This window comes from Tardiphaga sp. GW821-FHT12E02, assembly GCF_058807155.1.
This window is the reverse complement of sequence record NZ_JBXAQK010000001.1, coordinates 1,038,133-1,062,471: the sequence shown is the minus strand read 5'-3', so window position 1 is coordinate 1,062,471 and position 24,339 is coordinate 1,038,133. Positions and strand designations below refer to the sequence as shown.

Genomic DNA, 24,339 nt, shown 5'->3' with positions numbered 1-24,339 from the left:
TCCTGTTGCGGGCCGGCCCAATCGGACCGGGTGATCGCGCGCGATCTGCCGCATGTCATTTGCGCCCCTGCATAGCCATAACCGAGACTGAATGACAGACCCCAAGCCCCCCCAGGCGCCTGACCAGACGCCCGCCTCCTCCGCCCCCCGTCCCAGCAAACGCCGCGTGATCGTGCTCGGCGCGGTGCTGGTGGGCGTGATCATCGGCTATGCCGTGGTGGCGCGGATCGACGACCTCTGGCGCGGCAAGCCCGGCGATCCGACCTGTTTCCCGGCGGTGGAGACCGCCAAGCGGCTGGAGCCGCTGGTGCGCGGCGAGGTGGCCGGGCTGACCATCGCCAAGACGCCGCTGAAACTGCCCGATCTCGAATTCAAGGATGCCGAGGGCCAGCCGACAAAACTCTCGAACTGGCGCGGCCGCACGGTGCTGCTGAATCTGTGGGCCACGTGGTGCGTGCCCTGTCGCAAGGAAATGCCGGCGCTGAACGAGCTCGAGCAGAAACTCGGCGGCTCCGATTTCCAGGTGGTGGCGATCAATATCGACACCCGTGATGCGGAGAAGCCGAAGGCTTTCCTGAAGGACGGCAACCTGACCCGGCTCGACTACTTCACCGATGCATCGGCAAAAGTGTTTCAGGAGCTGAAGGGCGTCGGCCGTGCCTTGGGCATGCCGACTTCAGTGCTGATCGACGCCAAAGGCTGCGAGATCGCGACGATTGCCGGGCCGGCCGAATGGGCCAGCGAAGATGCCGTGAAGCTGATCAAGGCGACGGTGACGCCAAAGGCAGCGGGGCTCTGAGCCGTAGGGCGGATGAGCCGAAGCGTCATCCGCCGCGGAGCTTCCACCATCAAGTCGGCCGGCGGATGACATCTTCGGCTTATCCGCCCTACGGCCGGGCCCCTGCGACACCTCGTCGCCGTTTCTTCTTTCCATCGACTGTCGGACCAATGCGCACGCATTCGTCTTGAAGATGCGACATGTCAGGAGAGGATCAGCGATGCCCTATATCGACGGATTTATCATTGCGGTGCCGAAGAAGAATATCGACGCCTATCGCAAGATTTCGCGCAAGGCCGGCAAGATCTGGCGCGAATTCGGCGCGCTCGACTATCGCGAAGCCGTCGCCGACGATGTGCAGGTCGGCAAAGTGACGTCGTTTCCACGTGCGGTGAAGCAGAAACCCGACGAGACGGTGATCTTCGCCTATATCCTCTACAAGTCCCGGCGGGATCGCGATCGCATCAACAAGAAGGTGATGGCGGATCCCCGACTGGCAAAGATGATGACGCCGGGCGCGATGCCATTTGACGGCAAGCGCATGATCTTTGGCGGGTTCAAGACGATCGTGGATATGTGAAGGCGCCGATCCGGCGTCAGCCGGATCGGCTAAATCACATCACGCCTTTGCCACGCCATTGCGCGACAGCGACACCAGCAGTGCACCGGCCAGTGTCGCCGCCGCGAGATAGCCGATGGCACCGAACGGGCCGAAACCATCCACCAGAATGCCGCCGATCACCGCGCCCAGCGTGATCGCGATCTGGAATGCGGAGACCAGGAGGCCACCGGCGGATTCCGCTTCATCCGACGCGACCCGCACCATCCATGTCTGGAAGCCCACCGGCAACGCACCGAAAGCAAATCCCCAGAGGCCGACTGCGATCCCCGCGACAACACCCGAACTGCCGGCCACGAACAATACCAGCGCCAGCGCGGCGATGGCCGCAGAGCCGGCGATGATGGCGCCTTTCACACTGCGCGCGACCAGCGCACCGCCGACGAAATTGCCGATGAAGCCGCCGACGCCAAAGGCCAGCAGGACCAGCGAGATCGCAGTGACCGGCAGATGCGGCACCTGTTCGAGAAAATGCCGGACATAGGTGAAGCCGGCAAAATGGCCGGAAATGCTGAGCGCAACGGCGATCATCACCAGCCGCACGCTCGGCCGGCGCAACAGCACGAGCAGCGTGCGCACATCCGGTGACGTCAGCGGCGGCAGGCGCGGCAATGTCAGCATCTGAAACACCAGCACGACGACACTGACGACGGCCGCCAGCATGAACACGTTGCGCCAGCCCCAGAGATCGCCGAGATAGGCGCCGATCGGTGCGGCGCTGACGGTGGCGATGGAGACGCCGCTGAAGATCAGCGAGATCGCGCGCGGCAGCGCCTCCGCCGGCACGAGCCGCATGGCAGTGGCCGTCGCCATCGCCCAGAAGCCGCTGAGGCTGATGCCGAGCAGCACGCGTGCAAACAGCAGGACCGGCAGGCTGTTTGCAGTTGCCGACAGCAGGTTGGACACGATCAACAGCGTCGTCAGCAGCCACAGGACGAGGCGACGATCCAAGGCCCGTGTCACGATGGTCACCGCGACTCCGGCGACGATACCGATCAGCGATGTCGCCGTGACCACCTGACCGGCCGTGCCGACGGAGACGCCGAGATCGATGGCGATCGGCGTGAGCAGGCTGGCCGGCAGGAACTCCGCGGTGACCTGGCTGAAAGCACCGAGCATCAGCGAAAAGACAGCTGCCCAGGCCGGCGTCGCGCGCTCGGTCGTGAGGGGCGGGATATCGGCGTCAAGCGCGGTGGTCGCAGAATCAGTCATGGGCAGTCTCCAGGGTGGAACCCGGAGATGGCCGTGACCTGCTGGAGTTTCCATGTTAGAAACACCGCAATGCTTGACCATTCGTCCAGAGATGCCGTGACGCACCCGCTGACAGAGATGCTGCGCGGCCTGAAGCTCGAGGGCGTTGACTACAAGCGCTGCCGGATGACGGCCCCGTGGGGCCTGACATTTCCGGCCCAGCCAAGGGCGCAGTTCCACTTCATTGCGGGACAAGGCTGCTGGCTGCGGACGCCGGACAAGCCCTGGACGCGCCTTGAGGAAGGTGGCGCGGTGCTGCTGCCGCGCGGCGCCGAACACGCGCTGGCGAGTTCACCCGATGCCTTTCCTGCCCCGGTGGCGAACTGCCAGTTCGAGCCGGTCTGCTGCGGTATTCTCGATACATGCGTCGGCGGCAATGGCGCGGACAGAGAGACCGTGCTGTTCGGCGCCGGCATGAGCTTCAATCTCGACAGCCAGCATCCGCTGCTTCTGATGATGCCCGAGCTGATGCAGATGCACGAACTCGCCACCGACGAACCGGCCATTCCCCATTTGCTAGAGGCGATGACAGCGGAGCTGGCGCTGGACCGCGTCGGTGCCGGCGGCATGCTGACCCGGCTGGCCGATGTCATTGCTGCTGCGCTGATTCGCAACTGGGTGGAGAAGGGCTGCGGCTCCGCGGGCTGGGTCGCCGCCGCGCGCGATCCCGGTATCGGCCGGGTCCTGGCCGCGATCCATCGCGATCCCACACGGGACTGGAGCGTCGAAGCGCTGGCGGAGGTCATGCATGCGTCGCGTTCGGCCTTTGCGCTGCGGTTTGCGCAAGTGGTGGGCCAGACGCCGGCGCGTTACGTGACGCAATTGCGGATGCAGGAAGCCAAGCAATGGCTGGTGCGCGATCGGCTGAAGATCGCGGTGGTCGCACGCCGGTTGGGCTATGAATCGGAAGCAGCGTTCAGTCGTGCATTCAAGCGCATCATTGGCGCGCCACCCAGCCAATTTCGTGCGACAGCGGCGGTTGCTTCACCCGATGGCGAAAGAGCGGCTTCGTAAGGCCTTAGGCGGCGATATCGAGATTGCCACCGACGCCGGCGCCAAGATTGGCCTGCGAGGATTGCTGGGCACCACCGAGCAACGTCAGCACGGTGTTTTTTTCCATGTCGGCATTCTGCTTCATGACCGAGGTTGCGATCTGCTGCTGCGTTCCCGCAGCCTTCATGGCCATCACGCTGGCGACAAGAGCCATATCCATCACGAAACACTCCGAAACATGGTGCGGACGGTATAGCGATGCGGGGTTAACGAAAACTGAGTCTCAACGCGCGAGGGACGCCGGCGTATCAGCGGACTCATAGGCTGTGACAGTCACTCCGTAGGGTTCCAGCACGGCGGCGATGGCGGTGATGTCGCCGGGGATCGCCATCGCGATGGTTTCACGCGCAGCAAGGCGATTGATGGCGTCGTGGGCAACGGTCAGGCGAACACCGAACGTCATCATCGCCTTCGCCAGCGAGATTGTCTTTGGAATGTAGACCGGCGTTATCCAGACATTAGGTGTGCGGGAATCTGATGGTTCGGGGGGCGCGTCCCGCCATTCGGCCTGTCGTGCGAGTGCTTCCTTCAATGACAATTTCATCGACATCAGCGGCCTCCATAAGCGTCTGCCCAATGGCATTCAGTCCGCTTCGACCGAGCACCTCGGGTCTCGGCCCATTGATATGCGTACCAGTGACATAGAGAACGCGTCCAACGCGCTCCACCTCGCCCATGATCTCGATCCTGCCGGCAAGTGTCCAGACCTCGACAAGCAACGTTTTGCTCTGGACGTCACGCAGCTCGACAATCCATTGATCCTGCCGAAACATACGCTCGTTCGCCGGTTTCCAGAACCGGATAACCTATGGGGTATTATAATATATGATGCAACTTTAAGGAAATGTCAGGCACTCGCCGCCCTGAACGCCGCGCCCAGTGTCCGCAGCGCGCTGCGGGCGCGGGCATCTGTCAGACTGGAATGCAGCATCGTCTCGGCATCCTGCAATTTCGGCAGGCCAAGGCGCGGACCGAGATCGATGCTGCCGGCAGGAGCCACACGGCGGACCAGCGCCCCCACCGCAAGACCAGCTGAGATCGCCGCGCCGATGGTCGCCACGCCGCCGCCGACAAAAGCCTCGGTCCATGGAATACCCGCTGCATCGAGTGCTGTGATTGCAGCCGCACGCACCGTGCATGGTGCGGATTGCGCCGCGAGGCGCAGCGGCTCGCCGGGCGTATGCCGAAAATCCGGCGCGCCCATCCAGCCAAATGGCTCTTCCATCAGGACCTCGCCGTCACCGCGTCGCTTGTCGATGCGCAGCACGATCGCCGCATCGAGATCCCCGGCGTCATAGGCTGACAGCAGGACACGCGATGTCTCGATCCGCAATTCGATGACCAGCGACGGGTCCGTTTCGTTCATGCGCTTGAGGACATCAGCCAGATCTGCGCCGACGAGATGATGGCTGATTCCGACCACCAGCCGCCGGCGCTCAGCCGTGAAGGAACCGATGGCCGACTGATGCGCCGCCACGAGGTTGCGCGCCGAACCGAGAAAAGCGGCGCCCTCGGCTGACAGTTTCACCAGCCGCGGCGTCCGGTCCAGAAGCCGCTTGCCGAGTCCGCTTTCCAGCCGCTTGATCTTGAGGCTGATGGCAGACTGGGTACTTCCCATCGCCTCGGCAGCGCGGGTGAAACTGGTGAGGTCGGCCACCAGCACGAAGGCCTGCACGGCTTCGATGTCGAGCGTCTTCATTGGCCAACCATTTCAAATCGTTATCATTGAAATATTATTTCATATCATTTTCCAATGATCAATGCGGCGCTAGATTTTCGTCATCGAGATTGATCGACAGGAGACCACGATGCCGCTGATCCGCATTTCACTGCAAAAGGGCACGTCGCAGGCGCATCGCGCCGCCATTGCCGATGGCGTCTATGAGGCGTTGCGCGAGACGTTCAACGTCCCGGAGAACGACCGCTTCGTCACCATCCACGAGCATGGCGACGGCGACTTCATCTACGACCCCACTTACATGGGCATCCAGCGCAGCGACGCCCTGGTCATCATCCAGGCCACCGTCAGCAACACGCGCGCGCGCGAGCAGAAGCAGGCGCTCTACAAGCGGATCGTCGAGAAGCTGACCGACAAACCCGGCCTGCGGCCAGAAGACATCTTCATCAATCTCGTCGAGGTGCTGCCGGAGAACTGGTCGTTCGGCCACGGCGTCGCGCAGTATGTGACATGATTACGCTGCGCGAGATGGTGGTCGCGCAGTTGTGCGGTGTCGCCATGGGCATGGCGACGATCATGACGATGGTGCCGGGCGTCGTGCAGGTGATGCGGATGCTCAATCCGTAACAATCACGATGTTGCGGCTGGTGCTTCGCTCATGAAGCGCGCACGATAATCGCCCGGACTGAGACCGACCTTGCCGCGGAAGTGATGGCGGAGCGTGTGCGCGCTGCCGAAGCCGACGGCCATTGCGATCGTCTCCATATCAGCCTGCCCCTGGCACAGCAGGCGTTTCGCTTCATTGACGCGCTCGGCGGCGAGCCAGTCGCCGGGCGTCTGCGCTGTCGCCTCGAAGAAGCGGCGGAGGAAGGTGCGCGGGCTCATGCGCGCCTGCCCTGCCATGCGCGCCACACTCCACGTGCTCGCGAGATCGGCGCGAACACGGTCCAGCAGCGGCGCGATCTCCAGCCCGTCACGGATCGCCACCGGGCGCTCGAGGAATTGCGCCTGCCCGCCGGTGCGATGCGCGGGCATCACGAGACGGCGCGCCACTGAGTTCGCGGCCGCCGGTCCAAAGTCCTGACGGACGATCTCGATCAGGAGATCGATCCCGGCCGCACTTCCAGCCGCGGTGTAGACGCGGTCATGCACGCGATAAAGCGAGGCGTCATCGACGACGATATCGCGATGGCGCTGGCGGAGTTTTTCGGCGTAGCGCCAATGCGTCGTCGCGGTGCCGCCTGAGAGCAAGCCGGTCGCGGCCAGGACGAAAGCGCCGGAACAGAGCGAGGCCAGCCGCGCACCGCGGGCATGGGCAGCGCGGAGCTTGTCGCACAACGCGTCAGGCACGGGGTGATCGACGCCGCGCCAGCCAGGGACAACGATGATATCGGCTTCGTCGATCGTCTCCGGCCCGCAATCGGCGGTGATCGAAAATCCGCCATGGGCACGCAGGGGGCCGTCCTCAATCGCGCAACTTGCGAACCGGTACCAGCCCGGCCCCAGTTCCGGCCGGGAAAGGCCGAAGATCTCGGCGACGACGCCGAATTCGAAGGTGCAGAGGCCGTCATACAAAAGCGCGGCCACCAAGGGTCCGGTGCGGTTTGGCATGATCTTTACGTACATTGTCATTCGCGCCAATTGCAAGATGGGCGCGGGAACGCTGATCTGGCGGGCAAAGGAGAGCCGCCATGACCACAGCCGTCACCGCCATCCCGCCTGCCCCAAGCGCGCTTGCCGCGGAGCATTTCGCCGCTGAATTCAGCTTCGAGACTGATTGCTGGGATGTCCATGACTCACTCAGCAAGGGCGCCGATTTCGTGCTGCTCGATGTCCGCGGCCCTGCGCTATTTGCCCGCGGCCATGTGCCGGGGGCGATCAACCTGCCGCACGGCAAGATCGTGCGCTCGAAGATGGGCGAATGGCCGGAGGGGACGATCTTCGTGACCTATTGCGCCGGCCCGCATTGCAACGGCGCCGCCCGCGGCGCCTTGCGGCTCGCGGAGCTGGGACTGCCGGTCAAGATCATGGCCGGCGGGATCACGGGATGGGTGGATGAAGGGTTTGAGTTGGCGCAGCTCCCGTAGGATGGGTTGAGCGAAGCGATACCCATCACAACAAGCACGGAGCATGCGGCGATGGGTATCGCTCCGGCGCTGTCGCGCCTGCGCTCAACCCATCCTACGAAATATCACCGCGTCGGTACCGGCTTCTCGCCGCGATAGTCGTAGAAGCCACGCTGGGTCTTGCGGCCGAGCCAGCCGGCTTCGACATATTTCACCAGCAGCGGGCACGGACGATACTTCGAGTCCGCGAGGCCCTCATGCAGCACCTGCATGATCGACAGACACGTATCGAGGCCGATGAAATCGGCGAGTTCGAGCGGCCCCATCGGATGATGCGCGCCGAGCTTCATCGCCATGTCGATGGCTTCGACGTTACCAACGCCTTCATACAGCGTGTAGATCGCCTCGTTGATCATCGGCAGCAGGATACGATTGACGATGAAGGCCGGGAAATCTTCCGAGACGGCGATCTGCTTGCCGAGCTTGCTGACGAATTCCTTCGACGACTCGAAAGTCGCATCATCGGTGGCGATGCCGCGGATCAGCTCGACCAGCTCCATCACAGGCACCGGATTCATGAAGTGAATGCCGATGAACTTTTCCGGGCGATCCGTGGAGGCCGCCAGGCGCGTGATCGAGATCGACGAGGTGTTGGAGGCGACGATGGTCTCCGGCTTCAGCACCGCACAAAGATCCGAAAAGATCTTGCGCTTGGTCTCTTCCTTCTCGACCGCGGATTCGATCACGAGATCGCAGCTGCCGAGCTCTTCCAGCGTATCGACCAGCGAGATGCGCTCGAGCGCACCCTTCTTGGCGTCTTCGGTGATCAGCTTCTTGGAGACCTGACGGGTCAGGTTGCCGGTGATGGTGGCCATCGCGGACTTCAGGCGATCGGCTGAGACGTCGTTCAGCACCACATCGAAGCCACCGAGTGCCGCGACATGCGCGATGCCGTTGCCCATTTGGCCCGAGCCGATCACGCCGACTTTCTTGATCATAACCGCCATCTTGTCTTTATCTGAGAAACCTGGATGCCGCGCACCGCGCAGCAGGAAGAGCGCATCATGCCATAAAAAACCGGCCGGAGTCAGGTACTCCGGCCGATGTCGTTAATTTGCGGGATGGTGTGGCTTTGAAACTCCCCCTGTCATTGCCCGGCTTGGCCGGGCAATCCAGTAAACACCGCGACTTCGGTGTCTACTGGGTCACCCGGTCCTAGCGCGCAATTGCGCGCACGGCCGGGTGACGACAAAAATGAGCCTTACTTCAGCGCGTCGGTCAGTTCCGGCACCGCCTGGTAGAGATCTGCCACCAGGCCGTAATCCGCGACCTGGAAGATCGGCGCGTCTTCGTCCTTGTTGATCGCGACGATCACCTTGGAGTCCTTCATGCCGGCGAGATGCTGGATGGCGCCGGAAATGCCGATGGCGACATAGAGCTCCGGAGCCACGACCTTGCCGGTCTGGCCGACCTGCCAGTCGTTCGGCGCATAGCCGGCATCCACCGCGGCGCGCGAGGCGCCGACGCCGGCACCGAGCTTGTCGGCGAGCGGCTCGATATACTTGGTGAAGTTCTCGCGGCTCTGCATGGCGCGGCCACCGGAGACGATGATCTTCGCCGAGGTCAGTTCCGGACGATCGCTCTTGGCCATGTCCTCGCTGACGAAGGTCGACAGGCCGGGATTCTCGGCCGCCGCGGTGTCTTCCACCGACGCGCTACCGCCTTCGCCGGCAGCGGCAAAGGTGGAGGTGCGGACGGTGATGACCTTCTTGGCATCCTTCGACTTCACGGTCTGGATCGCATTGCCGGCATAGATCGGACGCTCGAACGTGTCGGGCGCGACGACCTTGGTGATTTCCGAGATCTGCGCCACGTCGAGCAAAGCTGCCACGCGCGGCAGGGTGTTCTTCGAGCGCGTGGTGGCGGCCGCGATGATCACATCATAGGCCGGCGCCAGCTTCACGATCAGCGCAGCCAGCGGCTCGGCGAGATCATGGGCATAGGCTTCGTTGTCCGCGAGCAGAACCTTGGCGACACCGTTCAGCTTGGCAGCGGCTTCCGCAGCAGGCTTGGCGTTCTGACCGGCCACCAGCACATGCACGTCACCACCGATTTCGGTGGCGGCGGTCAGCACCTTGTTGGTGGAGTCCTTGAGCGAGGCGTTGTCGTGATCGGCGAGAAGAAGAATAGCCATTAGAGCACCCCGGCTTCGGTCTTGAGCTTCGACACCAGTTCGGCGACGTCCTTGACCTTGACGCCAGCCTTGCGGCCTGCGGGCTCCGAGGTCTTGATGACTTCGAGACGCGGCGCGACATCGACGCCGAGCGCATCGGCCGTCTTTTCGTCGATCGGCTTCTTCTTCGCCTTCATGATGTTCGGCAGCGAGGCGTAACGCGGCTCGTTGAGACGAAGATCGGTGGTGACGATCGCCGGTGCCTTGACCTTCACGGTCTGCAGGCCGCCATCGACTTCACGGGTCACGGTGACATCGTCGCCCTCGACCACGAGTTTGTTGGCGAAGGTTGCCTGGGCCCAGCCGAGCAATGCGGCGAGCATCTGGCCGGTCTGGTTCGAGTCGTCGTCGATCGCCTGCTTGCCGAGAATGATGAGGCCCGGCTTTTCTTCTTCGGCAATCTTCGTGAGGATCTTGGCGACGGCGAGCGGCTCGACGGTGCCGTCGACCTTCACCAGGATGCCGCGATCGGCGCCCATGGCGAGACCGGTGCGCAGTGTCTCGGTGGCCTGTTGCGGCCCGATGGACACGACGACAACTTCCGTCGCCTTGCCGGCTTCCTTCAGACGCAGGGCTTCCTCGACGGCGATTTCGTCGAACGGATTCATCGACATCTTCACGTTGGCGAGTTCGACGCCCGATCCGTCGCTCTTGACGCGAACCTTGACGTTGTAATCGACCACCCGCTTGACCGGTACCAGAACCTTCATCGATCCTCTTTCGGTTGAATTTTGAGTAAGTGCAGCTTTTGAAGCTGGCTTGGCGCGGAACCTAGAGCGCCCGCCAACCGGGGTCAACGCGCCAGACCTGAAAATCGAAGGGCTCTAGGCGCGGTATTTTTACCCGCCGGATTACCGGTTGGCGCCGGGCACCCAGAGCACATCGCGGGCGCCATTGTCGTTCTCTGAACGACCGGCCACGAACAGGAAATCCGACAGCCGGTTCATATACTGGATGCCAGCATCGGAGACGGGTTCGTCGGGATTGGCAGCGAGTTCCACCATCATCCGTTCCGCGCGGCGGCAAACCGTGCGCGCCACATGCAGATGGGCCGCGGCCGGGGTTCCACCGGGCAGGATGAAGGAAGTGAGTTCGGCCAGCGATGCGTTCAGCGTGTCGATATCGCGCTCCAGCCGCTCGACCTGGCTGGCGAGCAGCCGCAGCCGCTCCGCCTTGCCCTCGCGCTGCGGAACCGCGAGATCGGCACCGAGATCGAACAGGTCGTTCTGGATCAGGCCAAGCATGCGGTCGAGCTCGGGCGCGTGCGCAAGATGCAGACGGACCACGCCGATGGCGGCGTTGGTCTCATCCACGGTGCCATAGGCGGAGACGCGCAGATCGTATTTCGGCCGCCGCTCCCCGGTGCCGAGCGCCGTGGTGCCGTCATCGCCGGTGCGGGTGTAGATCTTGTTGAGAACGACCATGCAGAAATCCGATTATCTCTAGCCCTGTAGGATGGGTTGAGCGCAGCGATAACCCATCGGCCGAGCCTGCCGCAATCGACGGAATGATGGGTCTTCGCGAAGACGCTCAACCCATCCTACGATCACCGCCCCAGGAAGAACAGCGTCGCCATGGTCAGCACGATGGCGACGAACTGCAGCATCACGCGCCAGCGCATCAGCTGTTGCGAGCGGTTCGGCGAACCACCGCGCATCATGTTGAACAAGCCCAGCAGCAACACCAGCGTTACGGCACCGAGGGCGATCGGAAGGATGAAGGTGGAGAGAAATGATCCCATGGGTTGCTAGATAGCATCGCGAATGGGCTGATGCCATCCCCGCGGAACCGGATGAATCTCACGCCTCTTTCGCATAGCGCTCCAGATTGCCCTGCAACATCGCGAGCACATCATCCCGCATGGGATCGCGTGTCCCGCGTATCCACGCCGCTGCGAGCGGCAAGCGACGCATCTCGGACACCTTCAACGGCACGTAACAAACACCCCGCGCCGCCATCCGCTGAGTCCAGCGTGGCACGATGGCGACGCCGATCTCGGCCGCGACGAGATTGACGATGGTCTGCTTCTCATCGGCGATCTGCACCACATTCGCATCCAACCCTGCCTCTGCGAACAGCTTCATCGTCAGATCATGACTATGTGGACGCGAACGCCGTTCCGGCACGATCAACGGCTCATCAGCAATATCGGCAATGGTCAGACGCTTTCTTTGCCCCAACGGATGCCGTTCGGACAGCACCACGACAGCGGTCTCGTGAAATAGCGGCATGAAATCGATGCGCTTGTCTGCACTCACCGGCGGCCGCACGAAAGCGAGATCGAGCCGGCCGGACAGCAGCCGCGGCAACAGGCGGATGGTCTTGTCCTCCACGAGCTTCACCGTCACCTCGGGATGCCGCGCACGCAGGTCATGCAGCAATGCCGGTATCAACCCGGCTGCAGCGCTGTCGATGGCACCGACCCGGATGGTCGCCGCACGGGCGCGCACGCGTTCGCGGAACGACGCTGCAAGTTGATCGGCTTGGCCGAGCAGATCGCGCGCCTGTTTGAGAAAGGCCGCACCATCATCGGTCAGCGCGACGCTGCGCGTGGTGCGCGTGAGCAGGCGCGTGCCGAGATCGTCCTCCAGCAGGCGGATATGGCGGCCAAGCGCCGACGGCATCATCTCCAGCCGCTGCGCCGCACGGCCGAAATGAAGCTCATCGGCAGCGGTGACGAAGCAGCGGAGTTGGTGAAGATCCATGAAGCCCCTCGTAGGGCGGATGAGCGCAGCGTCATCCGCCGGCCGAATTCAAAGTTGAAACTCCACGGCGGATGACGGCTTCGCCTCATCCGCCCTACATTCCATTATCTCATTTATTTATATAATCAAACGCGATTGAGCCACATCTGGCTCGGCTGCAGGGTGGCGCATCTTTTCTTCACCAGCAGAGACACTCCATGCGTGAATATTCCATCGCGGCCATTCCGGCCGACGGGATTGGCCCCGAAGTCATCGCCTCCGGCACCCGCGTGCTGGAAGCGCTGCAGAAGCGCGTCGGCGACGTCGCCTTCAATGTCACCACCTTCGACTGGGGCTCGGACTATTACCGCAAGCACGGCGTGATGATGCCGGCCGACGGACCGGCGCAGCTGAAAAAGTTCGATGCCATCTATTTCGGCGCCGTCGGCGCGCCCGACGTGCCCGACCACATCACGCTGTGGGGCCTGCGCCTGCCGATCTGCCAGGGCTTTGACCAATACGCCAATGTCCGCCCGACCAAGATCCTGCCCGGCATCACCTCGCCGCTGCGCGGTGTCGAGGCCGGCGATCTCGACTGGGTGATCGTGCGCGAGAACTCCGAGGGCGAATATGCCGGCTGCGGCGGCCGCGTGCATCGCGGCCTGCCGGAGGAAGTCGGTACCGAAGTCGCGATCTTCACCCGCGTCGGCGTGCAGCGCATCATGCGCTACGCCTTCAAGCTGGCGCAGTCGCGCCCGCGCAAGCTTCTAACGGTCGTCACCAAGTCCAACGCGCAGCGCCATGGCATGGTGATGTGGGACGAGATCGCGGAAGAAGTCTCGAAGGAATTTCCGGATGTCACCTGGGACAAGATGCTTGTCGATGCGATGACCGTGCGCATGACGCTGAAGCCACAGAGCCTCGACACCATCGTCGCCACCAATCTTCACGCCGACATTCTGTCCGATCTCGCCGGCGCGCTGGCCGGAAGCCTCGGCGTGGCGCCCACCGCCAATATCGATCCGGAGCGCCGCTTCCCCTCGATGTTCGAGCCGATCCATGGCTCGGCCTTCGATATCACCGGCAAGGGCATTGCCAATCCCGTCGCCAGCTTCTGGACCGCGGCGCAGATGCTCGAGCATCTCGGCGAGCCCGATGCGGCAGCGCGCCTCATGCGCGCCGTGGAGAAGGTGTGCGAAGCAGGCATCATCACGCCGGATGTCGGCGGCAAGGCGACAACGAAAGAAGTCACCGACGCCGTGGTGGACGCGATCCACAGCTCGAACGTCTGACGCATGTCCGATCGCCCCGACCATCACCGGGGCGATCGTCTTCCATAAAACAAAATCAATAGTCCGGGAGGATACGATGAAAATCACCGCCACACTTGCCTTTGCATTGACGCTCGCAAGCACCGCCGCCTTCGCGCAGGGCTATCCCAGCAAACCGATCACCATGCTGGTGCCGTTCGCCGCGGGCGGCGCCACCGACACTGTCGCACGCGTCACCGCCGCGACCATGTCGAAAATTCTCGGGCAGACCATCATCATCGAAAACGCCACCGGCGCCGGCGGCACCATCGCCGCTGCGCGTGCGGCACGCGCCGAGCCCGATGGCTACACGCTCCTGATCCATCACATCGGCATTTCCACCGCGGCGACGCTGTATCGCAAGCTGCCTTACGACACCAAGACCGCGTTCGCGCCGATCGGCCTCGTCACCAATGCGCCGATGACCATCATCGCGCGGCCGAACCTGCCGCCGAACAACCTTGCCGAGCTGATCACCTATATCAAGGCCAATGGCGACAAGATGACCTTCGGCAATGCCGGCCTCGGCGCCGCATCGCAGCTCTGCGGCCTAATGTTCATGAATGCCATCGACAAGCAGGTGCTTGCGGTACCCTACAAGGGCAACGGCCCGGTCATGAACGACCTGATCGCCGGCCAGATCGACCTCACTTGCGACCAGACCACCAACACCACCGGGCCGATCAACGGCAAGCTGGTGAAAGCCTATGCCATCACCACCAAGACGCGACTGTCGTCGATGCCGGATCTGCCCACCGCGGACGAAGCCGGACTGAAAGGCTTCGAAGCAGGCGCCTGGCACGGCATCTATGCGCCGAAGGGCACGCCGGATGATGTGGTGCAGAAGCTCGCCAAGGTGCTGCAGGAGTCGCTGCGCGATCCCGAGCTGATCAAGCGCTTCAACGACATCAACACCGACCCGGTGCCGCAGGACCAGGCGACGCCGGCCGCGCTCAAGAAGCAGCTCGACAGCGAGGTGGATCGCTGGGCGCCGATCATCAAGGCGAGCGGGCAGTTCGCGGATTGATCGTCGCTTTCCGTCATTGCGAGCCCTGAAGAATTGGCAAAGCCAATTCTTCAGGGCGAAGCAATCCAGAAGCCAAGAACTGGATTGCTTCGTCGCTACGCTCCTCGCAATGACGGCGGAGCCAAGCGGGCAGTTCACGGATTGATGCCCACCAGCTCATGGTTCGAGACGCGCGCCAAGGGGCGCGCTCCTCACCATGAGGGGTGGAGTGGGTTTGCTTCCGCAAACTCTTCCCTCACCCTGAGGAGCTCGCCGCAGGCGAGCGTCTCGAAGGGTGGGCCGCAATGCACGGGTGTCATGACATTTCCGTATCGGGAAATTGATCTATAACCTCTCCCATTGGCCGCTTCGGCCCGATCTTCCGGGGGACTTGCATGTCACTAACCAGCACATTCGCGCGCGTGGTCGCACTGATCGGCGCGGGCGCCGTCTTGTGGCGCCGCGCCCAGGGCGACACGCCGGCGCCGGCCTGGGGCCATGCCCCCGTGTTTCCCGAAGCGAAACCGCAAGGCGCCATCCCCACGCTGAAGATGCCCACCGCACGCGGCTGGGATCCCGGCCAGAAACCCACTGTGGCGCCGGGCCTCAAGGTCAATGCCTTCGCCACCGGCCTGAAGCATCCGCGCTGGATCAGCGTGCTGCCCAATGGCGACGTGCTGATTGCCGAAGCCACGCAAGTGGCGACCCGCATCGGCAGCCTGTTCAGCTATGCCATGCAGGCCACCATGCGCCGCGCCGTCGATAGACCGCCGTGCAGACGATCGCAGCCAACACGGCCTTGGGCAGATTGGTGAAGATATCGGTGAGGAACAGAAGGCAGATCGCGAGAGTCATCGAGCAGACGATGAGAGCAAGTGGCGTCTTCGCGCCGGCCTGATCGTTGACGGCAGATTGCGACAATCCGCCAGCGACGGGATAGCCGTGGCCGAATGCCACCACGACATTCGCCGCGGCAAGCCCGAGAAATCCTGTCGGACATCAATCGTCTCGCCATGCTTGGCGGCGAAGCTGCGAGCCGCAGCGACGCCCTCCACATAGGCAAGCAACATGATTCCGGCCGCGAGAGGAAACATTTCGTCGAATTCCAGCAGCCCGAAGGTCGGAACGGCCATGCTCGGTAGCCCCTTCGGAATCTCGCCGGTGACAGGAACGCCGAGCGTCGGAAGGCCGAGCATGGTTGCGGCGACGACTGAAAGTACAACCACGACAAGGCCGACCGGGCGGCCGGGCAGCAGGCGCTCGGTCTGGAGCAGCAGCAACGCAACGAGCCCGACCGCCAGCACGATCCAGTGGATGTGACCGAGTTGTCCGATAAGCGTCAGGAGGCGATCGAAGAAATTGCGGCCGCCGCCCGCCAAACCGAACAGACCCGGCAGTTGCGACATCATAATGGTGAGTCCAGCACCGGCCTTAAAGCCAACAAGAATGGTGTCGCTGATAAGACGCACCAGCATGCTCAGCCGCAGCGTCCAGCAGATCACACAAAGGCAGGCCACCGCCAGGGCTGCAACGCTAGCTATCTGCGCGTAGCGCATAGCGTCACCGGCAGCGAGGCCGCTGACTGTTGCCACGATCATCAGTGAAATTGCGGATGTCGGTCCGACAGCTAGCTGCCGCGACGATCCCAAAAGCGCGTATCCGATCCCGCCCAGTAAATAGCCGTAGATCCCGACCTGTGGCGGCAACCCTGCCAACGCCGCGTAAGCAAGTGACACCGGGACCGCGTAGGCAGCAAGCGTGACGCCTGCAACCATATCGTGGCGCAACCACCCGGAGCGGTATCCGGCGAGCCACTTTGCCGGAGGAAAGATCGATTGCCAGCTCACGCCCGCTTCCTCCGATCAATTCGCGCCCGCAGAACCGCTGCGAAACCATCCACAACGCGCGAGAGCCAGCGACAGCACCGCGACAGGGACGGCCAGTGTCAGCCACGACGTTCTCTCGGTGACGAAGGCGCCGACCGCCGCGCCTGTGCCGAAGGTGGCGCAAACCGCAATGAAGATGCATGATTTCCGCAGCAGGCCGACCTCCGAATCTCCCGCGATAAGCGCCACCGCTCCTTCGATCGACTGACGAAGATTGCCAGTGATCATCACAGAGCTGTAGTTTGCGCCCTCCACTTTGGTGAACAGCGATGTCTGTACTGCAGCGACCATGGACACACCGAGCGTACCTGCGACATCGGGCAACCGGTTGTGCAGCACGCCGACAAGAATGAGAACGGCGATCTCGATGAGAATGCCGATCGGCCCCGCACGAGGGCCAGCGGCACGCCGCAGATACGCGGCGATCACCACGCCGACCATGAAAGCAAAAAGGGACGGTACGAAGTGAAAGGCCTCCTTCCACTTCCCGGCCGTTGCATTCACCCATAAGAAAACCAGATTGGCCGTCTGCGCATTCGCCAAAATACCGTGACTGATCCAGGTATAGGCATCGAGATAACCGCCGGCGAAGCCCAGCAGCAGCGCCGCCGACAGGGTCTCTTCACGACGCATCGGCGGATCGTCGATACTCGCTTCATGGATCCTCACCCACATCGGAACAGAAAACGCCGCTTCGGCATCGACCTGTTGATCTGAATCAATCGTTTTCGACGCAGTGGCCCTCAACTCCACAAATGCTTCAACTTCGGGCCAGTGCACGCATAAGCGCATTCTGCTACGTGATCGCAGCGGCGGTGTTGCTACGTGTCGTCACTTTAGCCGCCGAGGCGCCTGCTCAAGTAGGTGATCTGCGGATTCAAGAGCAGGTCTGGGCCTTACCTTTGCCCTTGCCGATGCTCGCCTATGTGGTCCACCCCGTCGGCAATGGTCCCTTCCCGCTAGCCATCATGACACACGGCGTTGCGCTCAACCCGACGGACCGAGGCTTCTTTCCGCTCGTCGAATTTCGCGACGCAGCTAAGTGGTTTGCCAGGCGCGGCTATCTGGTAGTGGCGCCGGTTGGAAGCGGCTACGGTGCATCGGCTATCGACATTCCCGAACGCGGTGTCTACGGACCGTTCTTTTCCAAAATTGGCGCATGCAGAAATCCTAATTTTAGCGACGCAGGCCTTGCCATCGCCAAGGTCAATCTTTGGATCATCGATTATTTCACGACCGAGAAGAGAACCTTACCAAACGACGTGATCGTCATCGGTCAATCCGCGGGCGGCTGGGCGTCGATCGCCTTGTCAAGCGTCAATCCAGCGCCGGTGAAGGCGATCATCACGTTCGCAGCGGGGCGCGGCGGCCGGGTCGACGGCAAGCCCAACAATAACTGTGCGCCTGATCGGCTCGTCGAGGCCACGGCCGAGTTCGGCCGCACGTCGCGGATTCCGATGCTGTGGATCTATATCGAGAACGATACGTTCTTCGGCCCGATGCTCTCGCGGCGCATGCATACGGCCTTCACGGAGGCAGGAGGCAACGCCGAATATTACTTGTTACCGCCATTCGGCAACGAGGGGCACTTCTTCATCGGCTCGCCGGAGGCCATTCCGATCTGGTCGCCGCTGGTGTCGCGCTTCCTGAATGACCGAAAATAGGTGCGTCAATCGCTGGAGTGCCCATGACATCCCCATCCCCCCACAGCCTGCACCGCAATTACGCAGGTCTGCTGCCACATGCGCTGCTGATGGCCGCCCTCTTCAGCCATTCGGCCGCAGCGCAAACTCCAAACTTCGCCCCGTCAGGTGACATCATGAAACCACGCGGCCAGCGCGACGTGACGGACGTCACCTTTGGCAAATGGACAAAGCTCTGCTTCAGCCCGGGCGGCGCAACGACGCTATGCCGCACCTCGATCACCGGCACCTTTCCAACAGGACAAATGGCTGTGCGGCTCGATGTGATCGAGCGCGAAGGCGATACGGTCAAGCGAATGCAGATCTTCTCTCCCGTCGGAATGTATCTGCCAAATCAGGTCGAGCTTATCATCGACCGAAGCGGACCTCATCGGCTGCCTTATACGTGGTGCATGGCCAATGCCTGCATCGCAGGTGCTATCGCCTCACCATCCCTTATGAGCGACTTACAGACGGGCCGCATCCTGCAGCTCCGCTTCACGGATTCGAGCCTACTGCTGCTGACCACGTCAGTACCGCTCGCATCTTTCGCGACAACATATGACGGACCTCCCTCTCAGACCTACAAGCAGGATATCGACGAATAACTGCCGAAATTAATCTGCGCAAGAATTACGACTCGCTGTCGTCCTCATGCCGACGCGTTCTGCGCTGGAAACCAAATCGGCGAACGAAGCGGCCTGCATCTTCTCCATCACTTTATGGCGATGCGCTTTGATGGTGCGCTCAGTCGTTCCCAGATCGTAAGCAATCTGTTTGTTCATTTTGCCACGCACCATAGAATCGAACACCTGCCACTCTCGCGGCGTAAGAGACGCCACGCGCTTGCGAAACGACGCGCGCTCGCTTTGGCGCACGTTTTCCATTTCTTGACGTGATAGGGCGCGTGCGATCGCATCGATTAATTGCCTCGACGTCACTGGCTTGATCAGAAAGTCTTCTGCACCAGACTTGATTGCCTTCACGATGGTTGCAGACTCCATATGTGCAGAAACGAATATGACCGGTATGTTAAATCCCCGCTCAATTAAGATACTGTGCAGCTCCGGTCCAGTGAATCCAGGCATTTGCACGTCTAGCAATATGCAGCCGGGTATAGCCAAATCTGGAAGGCAATCCAGCAACTGCGCCGCCGATTCGTAGACGACGACATCATATCCCTCCACTTTCAGCCGCCGCTGAATCGCATTGCGATAAGAAACATCGTCATCAACAACATGGACGACGCTCATGAGATTTAGAACTCCCAATGATCGATAGCGATTTCACTTACGGCAGCGACATCGAAACGAACGCTCGTGGGCTGTGACGCGCGTCTCTCCGATTATGCCGAGTTATGTTGTACCTTGGTGCTATGTACCTTGAGACAATGGCCGACATCGTCATTCTACCTTTAAATCTACCTTGGCGCGAGAAATATCATCGCCTCGCTCTACATTGCAGTGCAGAACATCGCCGAAGATTGTCGGGTAACGATGGGGGATTGGTCCATGTTCTCTCGTTCAACAATGAACCCGCCATCCCGTCCAAACGCGCTTCACGCGCTTGGTCTGGATAGTACCACACATCCGCTCGTTAGCTTAAATGAGTTCACCTACAAGAAACGATCGGAGATTTATGGTGAGAAAGAGCCGGCAGAATATATCTATCAAGTAAAGTCTGGCGCGGTCCGCAGCCATAAGCTACTTGCCGACGGCCGCCGACAGATCGGGGCATTTCACCTCGCCGGCGATATTTTTGGACTGGAGAACGGTGCAGAGCATCGCTTCACTGCCGAAGCGATCGTGGACACCACGGTTCGACTCATTAAGAGACAAAGTTTAGAGATTGTGGCTGAGAGCGACGCGATGGTCGCGCGCAATCTGCTCAGCATGACAACCAGCAATCTGCAGCACGCCGAAGACCACATGCTCCTGCTCGGCCGCAAGACATCTCTAGAGCGTGTCGCCGCATTCCTCCTCGAAATGGATAAGCGCCTCACCCCGACCGGGATTCTTGCGCTGCCCATGTCCCGACGCGATATCGCTGACTATCTCGGCTTAACGCTCGAGACAGTTTCGCGCGTGTTGTCCCGGCTGCAGGCCCTCGGCGCTCTGGGCTTTAAAGGTACCACGCAGCGTCAGATCGTGCTGCTGGATCGTGTCCGCCTCGCTAGATTCGATCTGCCAAGCTAAAGCCGGGCGCACCGATGGCGGCGAGATGATCCAGCGTCTTGCGCAATACCTCGAACAGTACCGCGGCTGACCAGCCGAACATCAGTACGCCGTTCATGGCGGTCATCGGCCCGATCAGCCGCCAGGCCGGCACCGGCACGATGTCACCGTAGCCGAGCGTGGTATAATTCACGAAAGCGAAATAGAGCAGATCGCTGCCATGCGGCGCGGCGCCGACGATCGCGAAGGTCACGGCCCAAGTCATCACTTCCAGGGTATGAGCAATCATCAAGACAGCCGCCACCACGACCATCACCATCATGAGATGGAGCTTCGGCCGCAGCGTGTGCTGCAATCCTGCAGTTCGCGCAATGCCCACCGCTCCAACCGTCACCAGTGCATGGATGATGATCGTGATCACGGTCAGTAGCGACCCAACCAGAAACTGAAGCGCCATCGTTCTGCCTCGTCTGCGATCAGAGATCCTCGCCATCTCCATAAGCAAATTGCCCGAGGAGCTTGACCCAGATCAAGGGAGCACGCGGATCACGCCGCAACATATCTGCTTCTTCATTGCCGTTGATCGGAGCTTGAGGATGAAGGCTGTTTCCCTCGCCGAGGCCATCGCACTGATCCCGACCGGCGCCAGCGTCATGGTCGGCGGCTTCATGGGTGTCGGCACGCCGGAACGCTTGCTCGATGAACTGGTGCGGCAGAAGAAGTCGCATCTGTGCCTCATCAGCAATGATGCGGCCACGCCTGGGAAAGGCGTCGGAAAATTGTTCGAGGGGGCGCAGGTCGCGCGGATGATCGCGACCCATATCGGACTTAACGGGAAGGTCCAGCAACAGATGCTCGGCAATCAGATCGTTGTCGATCTCGTGCCTCAAGGCACTTTTGCCGAACGTATTCGCGCCGGGGGACACGGACTAGGCGGTGTTCTCACCCCGACCGGCGTCGGGACGCTTGTTGCGGAAGGCAAGCAGACGATCGATGTCGGCGGCAAAACTTATCTGCTTGAGACCGCCTTGCGTGCTGATTTTGCGCTAGTTCAGGCTTTCCTTGCCGACTACGCCGGCAACCTGTCCTACGCTCTGACTGCTCGCAACTTCAATCCGGTGATGGCAATGGCAGCCGACACTGTGATCGTCACAGCCGAGCATATCGTGCCGGTCGGTGTCATCGCTCCAGACCACGTAATGACGCCTGGACCTTTGGTAGATTATCTCGTCGCGAATGGGTGAATCATGGACGCGCAGACCGTCATCGCCCGCCGGGTAGCGAAGGAGCTCCGACCGGGCAATCTTGTCAATCTCGGCATTGGCATTCCAACCTTGGTCACGAGTTACGTGCCGGTAGGGTTGCACGTCTATTTCCAATCCGAGAACGGCCTGATAGGCACTGGACCGATCCCCGAGCAAGGCATAGCGCATCCGCTACTCACCGATGCAGGCGGCAAGCCGATCAGCGCCCTACCCGGCGCCGCGACCTTCGACAGCGCAACATCGTTCGGCCTGATCCGCGGCGGTCATGTCGATCTTACTGTGCTTGGCGGCCTCCAGGTCGATTCCTCCGGACGCGTGGCAAACTGGATGATCCCGGGCAAGATGGTGCCGGGGATGGGAGGCGCCATGGATCTCGTCAGCGGCGCCAAGCGCGTCATCGTCGCCATGCAGCATGCCGCCAAGGGGAAGTCGAAAATCGTCGTCCGATGCAATTTACCGCTGACATCGGCACGGCCGATCGATCTCGTCGTCACAGAACTGGCGGTTATCGCATTTCCGGGTGGCCGCGCAATGCTGCAGGAAACCGCTCCGGGCGTTACCATTGCCGAAGTCCTGGCAGTGACCGAGGCGGAACTGGTGATCCCGGATCAGGTCCCGGTGATGTGTCTATGAGGTCGGCCCGCTTCATCAATCGATAATGTGATAGCCGCCATCGACATAGAGCACACCGCCGGTCATCAGTTTGGCGCCGTCGAGCGCGAGGAATGCTGTCGCTCGCCCGACATCATCGATGCTCACGAGGGTGCGTGCCGGCGCCTCCAACTGGGCCTTGTCCATAAGTTCATCGAATTCGGGAATGCCGGATGCGGCGCGAGTCGCCAGCGGACCCGGCGAAATTGCATGGACACGGATGCCTTTGGGACCGAGTTCTGCCGCGATGTAGCGCACCGCAGCTTCCAGCGCCGCCTTGGCAACGCCCATGACATTGTAGTTCTTCACCACCATCTGGCTGCCGTAATAGGTCATGGTGAAGATTGTTCCGCCATTCATCATGAGCGGCTCTGCTAGATGCGCCATGCGCATCAACGACCAGCACGACACATTCATGGTCTTCTGGAATCCGTCGCGATCCACATCGACCACCCGTCCTTGCAATGTGTCTCTCGGCGAGAAGGCGATGGAATGCAGCATGAAATCGAGACGCCCCCATTCCCTGCCGATCTGTTCGAACACCTTCTCCGTCTCACCCTCGGCCATCACGTCGAGAGGCATGAAGATGGGCGACTCCAGTGCCTTAGCCAGCGGCTCGACATGCTTCCTGGCTTTATCGTTGAGATAAGTGACAGCCACTTCAGCACCGAGCGCACGGAACGCCTTGGCGCAGCCCCATGCGATGGACTGATCGTTCGCAATTCCGACCACAAGCCCCTTCTTGCCCTTCAATGCGACGCTGGCTTCGGGAAACAACGGGATGGTCATGACACCCTCTCGCGCTTCTGGCCGGAGGTCTTTGCGTTCACCAGCAGCGCCAGTGTATGCTGCGCGATCATCAGTTCTTCATCGGTCGGAATGACATAGACCGGAACGCGGCTGTCGGCCGCCGATATCCTACTGGCATGCGCTGCGTTGGCATCGGGATCCAGCGTGACGCCGAGCCACGCGAGGTGCGCCGCGATACGAGCGCGGATCGTCGCCGAATTCTCACCTATCCCAGCCGTGAATACGAATGCGTCGAGCCCCTGGAGCGCGGCAGCCAGCATGCCGGCATGGAGACCAATTCGGTAGACAAAATACTCTACGGCAAATGCCGCGTGCGGATCCTCGCTGGTCTGGAGCTCGCGCATATCATTGCTGATCCCCGAAAGGCCCTTAAGGCCGCAGTCGCGATAGAGGAAATCCTGGACTTTCGAGACCGACATGCCTTTTTCCGCGATGAGGTAGAGCACCACACCGGGATCGAGTTGCCCGGCGCGCGTGCCCATAGCGAGGCCGTCCAGCGCCGTGAAGCCCATCGTGCTCTCGACGCTCTTTCCGTCGCTGATGGCGCACATGGAGGCGCCGCTGCCGAGATGCGCGACGATCACCCGACCACCAGCGACCTCCGGCGCGACTTGCGGCAACCGCCTGGCGATGTATTCATAGGACAGGCCGTGGAAGCCGTAGCGCCTGATACCCTCGGCATGAAGTTGATGCGGAATGGCGTAGTGATCCGCCAACGCATCGTGTTCACGGTGAAAGGCCGTGTCGAAACAGGCGACCTGTGGAAGGTCGGGAAAGTTGTTCAAAATCGTTTTGACCGGCGCCAAATTGTGTGGCTGGTGCAGCGGCGCCAGCGACACGTATCTTTCCAGCCTCGCCACGACCCCATGATCGATCAAGACTGGCTGTGCATGATCCGGCCCACCATGGACGACCCGGTGACCGACGGCGACCGGATTGATGTTGAGTTCGTTACGCAGCCATGCACCGGCGACCGTCATTGCCGCCGGTACATCGGCCACGGCCTCGATCGGATAGGCGCGATCCGCCATCGGGTCACCACTCTGACCGCTTGCACGCAACCGCGGGCGACTGCCGATTCCATCGATCTGTCCCTTAATGCGCCGTTGCAGGGCGCCCTCTCCCTCGACCGAGAAGACCTGGAACTTGACGCTGGACGAGCCTGCATTGACGACGAGGACTGTATCCATGGC

Annotated in this window: 28 protein-coding genes and 2 pseudogenes; 13 read left to right on the top strand and 17 right to left on the bottom strand. The window is 61.7% G+C overall.

Going from position 1 to position 24,339, the window contains the following annotated elements; all coding sequences use genetic code 11:
* Nucleotides 1–91 precede the first annotated feature (91 nt).
* Together tlpA and AC1RQ5_RS05090 are read left to right on the top strand one after the other, a co-directional pair.
* Complete coding sequence (gene tlpA, locus AC1RQ5_RS05095; protein WP_493197387.1) at nucleotides 92–799, top strand: thiol:disulfide interchange protein TlpA; 708 nt, start codon at nucleotides 92–94, stop codon at nucleotides 797–799.
* A gap of 199 nt (nucleotides 800–998) precedes the next feature.
* Complete coding sequence (locus tag AC1RQ5_RS05090) at nucleotides 999–1,358, top strand: DUF1428 domain-containing protein (protein WP_398482749.1); 360 nt, start codon at nucleotides 999–1,001, stop codon at nucleotides 1,356–1,358.
* 39 nt (nucleotides 1,359–1,397) lie between these two features.
* Here the strand turns inward: AC1RQ5_RS05090 and AC1RQ5_RS05085 are convergent, their stop codons facing one another.
* A complete protein-coding gene (locus AC1RQ5_RS05085) occupies nucleotides 1,398–2,609 on the bottom strand; it encodes an MFS transporter (protein WP_493197385.1) in 1,212 nt (403 codons plus the stop codon).
* 69 nt (nucleotides 2,610–2,678) lie between these two features.
* Here AC1RQ5_RS05085 and AC1RQ5_RS05080 point away from each other — a divergent pair, with 69 nt between their 5' ends.
* Nucleotides 2,679–3,662: an AraC family transcriptional regulator gene (locus tag AC1RQ5_RS05080; RefSeq protein ID WP_493197383.1), complete on the top strand. Its 984-nt coding sequence runs from the start codon at nucleotides 2,679–2,681 to the stop codon at nucleotides 3,660–3,662.
* A gap of 4 nt (nucleotides 3,663–3,666) precedes the next feature.
* Here the strand turns inward: AC1RQ5_RS05080 and AC1RQ5_RS05075 are convergent, their stop codons facing one another.
* From AC1RQ5_RS05075 to AC1RQ5_RS05065, 3 genes are all read right to left on the bottom strand, one after another.
* Complete coding sequence (locus AC1RQ5_RS05075; RefSeq protein ID WP_398482743.1) at nucleotides 3,667–3,861, bottom strand: putative motility protein; 195 nt, start codon at nucleotides 3,859–3,861, stop codon at nucleotides 3,667–3,669.
* A gap of 63 nt (nucleotides 3,862–3,924) precedes the next feature.
* A complete protein-coding gene (locus AC1RQ5_RS05070; RefSeq protein WP_493197381.1) occupies nucleotides 3,925–4,251 on the bottom strand; it encodes a hypothetical protein in 327 nt (108 codons plus the stop codon).
* A gap of 297 nt (nucleotides 4,252–4,548) precedes the next feature.
* A complete protein-coding gene (locus AC1RQ5_RS05065) occupies nucleotides 4,549–5,400 on the bottom strand; it encodes a LysR family transcriptional regulator (RefSeq protein ID WP_493197379.1) in 852 nt (283 codons plus the stop codon).
* A gap of 109 nt (nucleotides 5,401–5,509) precedes the next feature.
* Between AC1RQ5_RS05065 and AC1RQ5_RS05060 the strand changes: the two genes are divergently transcribed.
* A complete protein-coding gene (locus AC1RQ5_RS05060; protein ID WP_398482737.1) occupies nucleotides 5,510–5,893 on the top strand; it encodes a tautomerase family protein in 384 nt (127 codons plus the stop codon).
* 116 nt (nucleotides 5,894–6,009) lie between these two features.
* Here AC1RQ5_RS05060 and ftrA read toward each other — a convergent pair whose 3' ends face one another.
* Nucleotides 6,010–7,005 (bottom strand): transcriptional regulator FtrA, encoded by a 996-nt coding sequence (gene ftrA / locus AC1RQ5_RS05055; protein ID WP_493203315.1) that lies wholly within the window; start codon nucleotides 7,003–7,005, stop codon nucleotides 6,010–6,012.
* Nucleotides 7,006–7,070: 65 nt separating this feature from the next.
* Here ftrA and AC1RQ5_RS05050 point away from each other — a divergent pair, with 65 nt between their 5' ends.
* The gene (locus AC1RQ5_RS05050; RefSeq protein WP_493197377.1) at nucleotides 7,071–7,466 is read left to right on the top strand and encodes a rhodanese-like domain-containing protein; all 396 of its coding nucleotides are present in this window, start codon (nucleotides 7,071–7,073) and stop codon (nucleotides 7,464–7,466) included.
* Nucleotides 7,467–7,570: 104 nt separating this feature from the next.
* Here the strand turns inward: AC1RQ5_RS05050 and AC1RQ5_RS05045 are convergent, their stop codons facing one another.
* The 6 genes from AC1RQ5_RS05045 to AC1RQ5_RS05020 all read right to left on the bottom strand — a co-directional run bounded on the left by AC1RQ5_RS05045 (nucleotide 7,571) and on the right by AC1RQ5_RS05020 (nucleotide 12,383).
* Nucleotides 7,571–8,452 carry a 3-hydroxybutyryl-CoA dehydrogenase gene (locus AC1RQ5_RS05045; RefSeq protein WP_398482731.1) on the bottom strand — a complete coding sequence of 294 codons (882 nt, stop codon included), beginning with the start codon at nucleotides 8,450–8,452 and terminating at the stop codon, nucleotides 7,571–7,573.
* A 254-nt stretch (nucleotides 8,453–8,706) separates the two neighbouring features.
* Nucleotides 8,707–9,639, bottom strand: coding sequence for an electron transfer flavoprotein subunit alpha/FixB family protein (locus tag AC1RQ5_RS05040; RefSeq protein WP_493197375.1), 933 nt, complete (start codon nucleotides 9,637–9,639; stop codon nucleotides 8,707–8,709).
* Complete coding sequence (locus AC1RQ5_RS05035; RefSeq protein ID WP_398482727.1) at nucleotides 9,639–10,388, bottom strand: electron transfer flavoprotein subunit beta/FixA family protein; 750 nt, start codon at nucleotides 10,386–10,388, stop codon at nucleotides 9,639–9,641. The genes AC1RQ5_RS05040 and AC1RQ5_RS05035 overlap by 1 nt, the downstream gene beginning before the upstream one ends.
* 141 nt (nucleotides 10,389–10,529) lie before the next feature.
* Nucleotides 10,530–11,102 (bottom strand): cob(I)yrinic acid a,c-diamide adenosyltransferase, encoded by a 573-nt coding sequence (locus AC1RQ5_RS05030; protein ID WP_493197373.1) that lies wholly within the window; start codon nucleotides 11,100–11,102, stop codon nucleotides 10,530–10,532.
* A 122-nt stretch (nucleotides 11,103–11,224) separates the two neighbouring features.
* The gene (locus AC1RQ5_RS05025; RefSeq protein WP_398482722.1) at nucleotides 11,225–11,419 is read right to left on the bottom strand and encodes a twin transmembrane helix small protein; all 195 of its coding nucleotides are present in this window, start codon (nucleotides 11,417–11,419) and stop codon (nucleotides 11,225–11,227) included.
* A 58-nt stretch (nucleotides 11,420–11,477) separates the two neighbouring features.
* Nucleotides 11,478–12,383, bottom strand: coding sequence for a LysR family transcriptional regulator (locus AC1RQ5_RS05020; RefSeq protein ID WP_493197371.1), 906 nt, complete (start codon nucleotides 12,381–12,383; stop codon nucleotides 11,478–11,480).
* Nucleotides 12,384–12,580: 197 nt separating this feature from the next.
* On the opposite strand from AC1RQ5_RS05020, the gene AC1RQ5_RS05015 reads away from it, so the two are divergent.
* From AC1RQ5_RS05015 to AC1RQ5_RS05005, 3 genes and pseudogenes are all read left to right on the top strand, one after another.
* Complete coding sequence (locus tag AC1RQ5_RS05015) at nucleotides 12,581–13,654, top strand: tartrate dehydrogenase (RefSeq protein ID WP_493197369.1); 1,074 nt, start codon at nucleotides 12,581–12,583, stop codon at nucleotides 13,652–13,654.
* Nucleotides 13,655–13,730: 76 nt separating this feature from the next.
* Nucleotides 13,731–14,699, top strand: coding sequence for a tripartite tricarboxylate transporter substrate-binding protein (locus AC1RQ5_RS05010; RefSeq protein WP_493197367.1), 969 nt, complete (start codon nucleotides 13,731–13,733; stop codon nucleotides 14,697–14,699).
* A 374-nt stretch (nucleotides 14,700–15,073) separates the two neighbouring features.
* Nucleotides 15,074–15,436: pseudogene (locus AC1RQ5_RS05005) on the top strand (sorbosone dehydrogenase family protein); the annotation flags it as partial.
* Between the two features lies 1 nt (nucleotide 15,437).
* Here the strand turns inward: AC1RQ5_RS05005 and AC1RQ5_RS05000 are convergent.
* Nucleotides 15,438–16,525: pseudogene (locus tag AC1RQ5_RS05000) on the bottom strand (SulP family inorganic anion transporter); the annotation flags it as partial.
* Nucleotides 16,526–16,540: 15 nt separating this feature from the next.
* Nucleotides 16,541–17,344 carry a YoaK family protein gene (locus AC1RQ5_RS04995; protein ID WP_493197365.1) on the bottom strand — a complete coding sequence of 268 codons (804 nt, stop codon included), beginning with the start codon at nucleotides 17,342–17,344 and terminating at the stop codon, nucleotides 16,541–16,543.
* Here AC1RQ5_RS04995 and AC1RQ5_RS04990 point away from each other — a divergent pair.
* Both AC1RQ5_RS04990 and AC1RQ5_RS04985 read left to right on the top strand, forming a co-directional pair.
* A complete protein-coding gene (locus AC1RQ5_RS04990; protein ID WP_493197363.1) occupies nucleotides 17,320–18,228 on the top strand; it encodes an alpha/beta hydrolase family protein in 909 nt (302 codons plus the stop codon). The two genes, AC1RQ5_RS04995 and AC1RQ5_RS04990, sit on opposite strands and share 25 nt — an antisense overlap.
* 23 nt (nucleotides 18,229–18,251) lie before the next feature.
* Entirely contained in the window at nucleotides 18,252–18,854 is a 603-nt protein-coding gene (locus AC1RQ5_RS04985) for an invasion associated locus B family protein (RefSeq protein ID WP_493197361.1), read from the top strand.
* 9 nt (nucleotides 18,855–18,863) lie between these two features.
* On the opposite strand, the gene AC1RQ5_RS04980 is transcribed toward AC1RQ5_RS04985, so the two are convergent.
* Nucleotides 18,864–19,499: a response regulator transcription factor gene (locus tag AC1RQ5_RS04980; protein WP_493197359.1), complete on the bottom strand. Its 636-nt coding sequence runs from the start codon at nucleotides 19,497–19,499 to the stop codon at nucleotides 18,864–18,866.
* 258 nt (nucleotides 19,500–19,757) lie between these two features.
* Between AC1RQ5_RS04980 and AC1RQ5_RS04975 the strand changes: the two genes are divergently transcribed.
* The gene (locus AC1RQ5_RS04975; RefSeq protein WP_493197357.1) at nucleotides 19,758–20,441 is read left to right on the top strand and encodes a helix-turn-helix domain-containing protein; all 684 of its coding nucleotides are present in this window, start codon (nucleotides 19,758–19,760) and stop codon (nucleotides 20,439–20,441) included.
* Here AC1RQ5_RS04975 and AC1RQ5_RS04970 read toward each other — a convergent pair.
* Nucleotides 20,419–20,877: a potassium channel family protein gene (locus tag AC1RQ5_RS04970; protein ID WP_493197355.1), complete on the bottom strand. Its 459-nt coding sequence runs from the start codon at nucleotides 20,875–20,877 to the stop codon at nucleotides 20,419–20,421. The two genes, AC1RQ5_RS04975 and AC1RQ5_RS04970, sit on opposite strands and share 23 nt — an antisense overlap.
* Nucleotides 20,878–21,016: 139 nt before the next feature.
* Between AC1RQ5_RS04970 and AC1RQ5_RS04965 the strand changes: the two genes are divergently transcribed.
* Nucleotides 21,017–21,664: a CoA transferase subunit A gene (locus tag AC1RQ5_RS04965; protein ID WP_493203314.1), complete on the top strand. Its 648-nt coding sequence runs from the start codon at nucleotides 21,017–21,019 to the stop codon at nucleotides 21,662–21,664.
* 3 nt (nucleotides 21,665–21,667) lie between these two features.
* Nucleotides 21,668–22,318: a 3-oxoacid CoA-transferase subunit B gene (locus AC1RQ5_RS04960; protein ID WP_493197353.1), complete on the top strand. Its 651-nt coding sequence runs from the start codon at nucleotides 21,668–21,670 to the stop codon at nucleotides 22,316–22,318.
* A gap of 15 nt (nucleotides 22,319–22,333) precedes the next feature.
* On the opposite strand, the gene fabI is transcribed toward AC1RQ5_RS04960, so the two are convergent.
* The gene (gene fabI / locus AC1RQ5_RS04955; RefSeq protein WP_493197351.1) at nucleotides 22,334–23,125 is read right to left on the bottom strand and encodes an enoyl-ACP reductase FabI; all 792 of its coding nucleotides are present in this window, start codon (nucleotides 23,123–23,125) and stop codon (nucleotides 22,334–22,336) included.
* The gene (locus AC1RQ5_RS04950) at nucleotides 23,122–24,336 is read right to left on the bottom strand and encodes an acetate/propionate family kinase (RefSeq protein WP_493197349.1); all 1,215 of its coding nucleotides are present in this window, start codon (nucleotides 24,334–24,336) and stop codon (nucleotides 23,122–23,124) included. The genes fabI and AC1RQ5_RS04950 overlap by 4 nt, the downstream gene beginning before the upstream one ends.
* Between the last annotated feature and the right edge of the window lie 3 nt (nucleotides 24,337–24,339).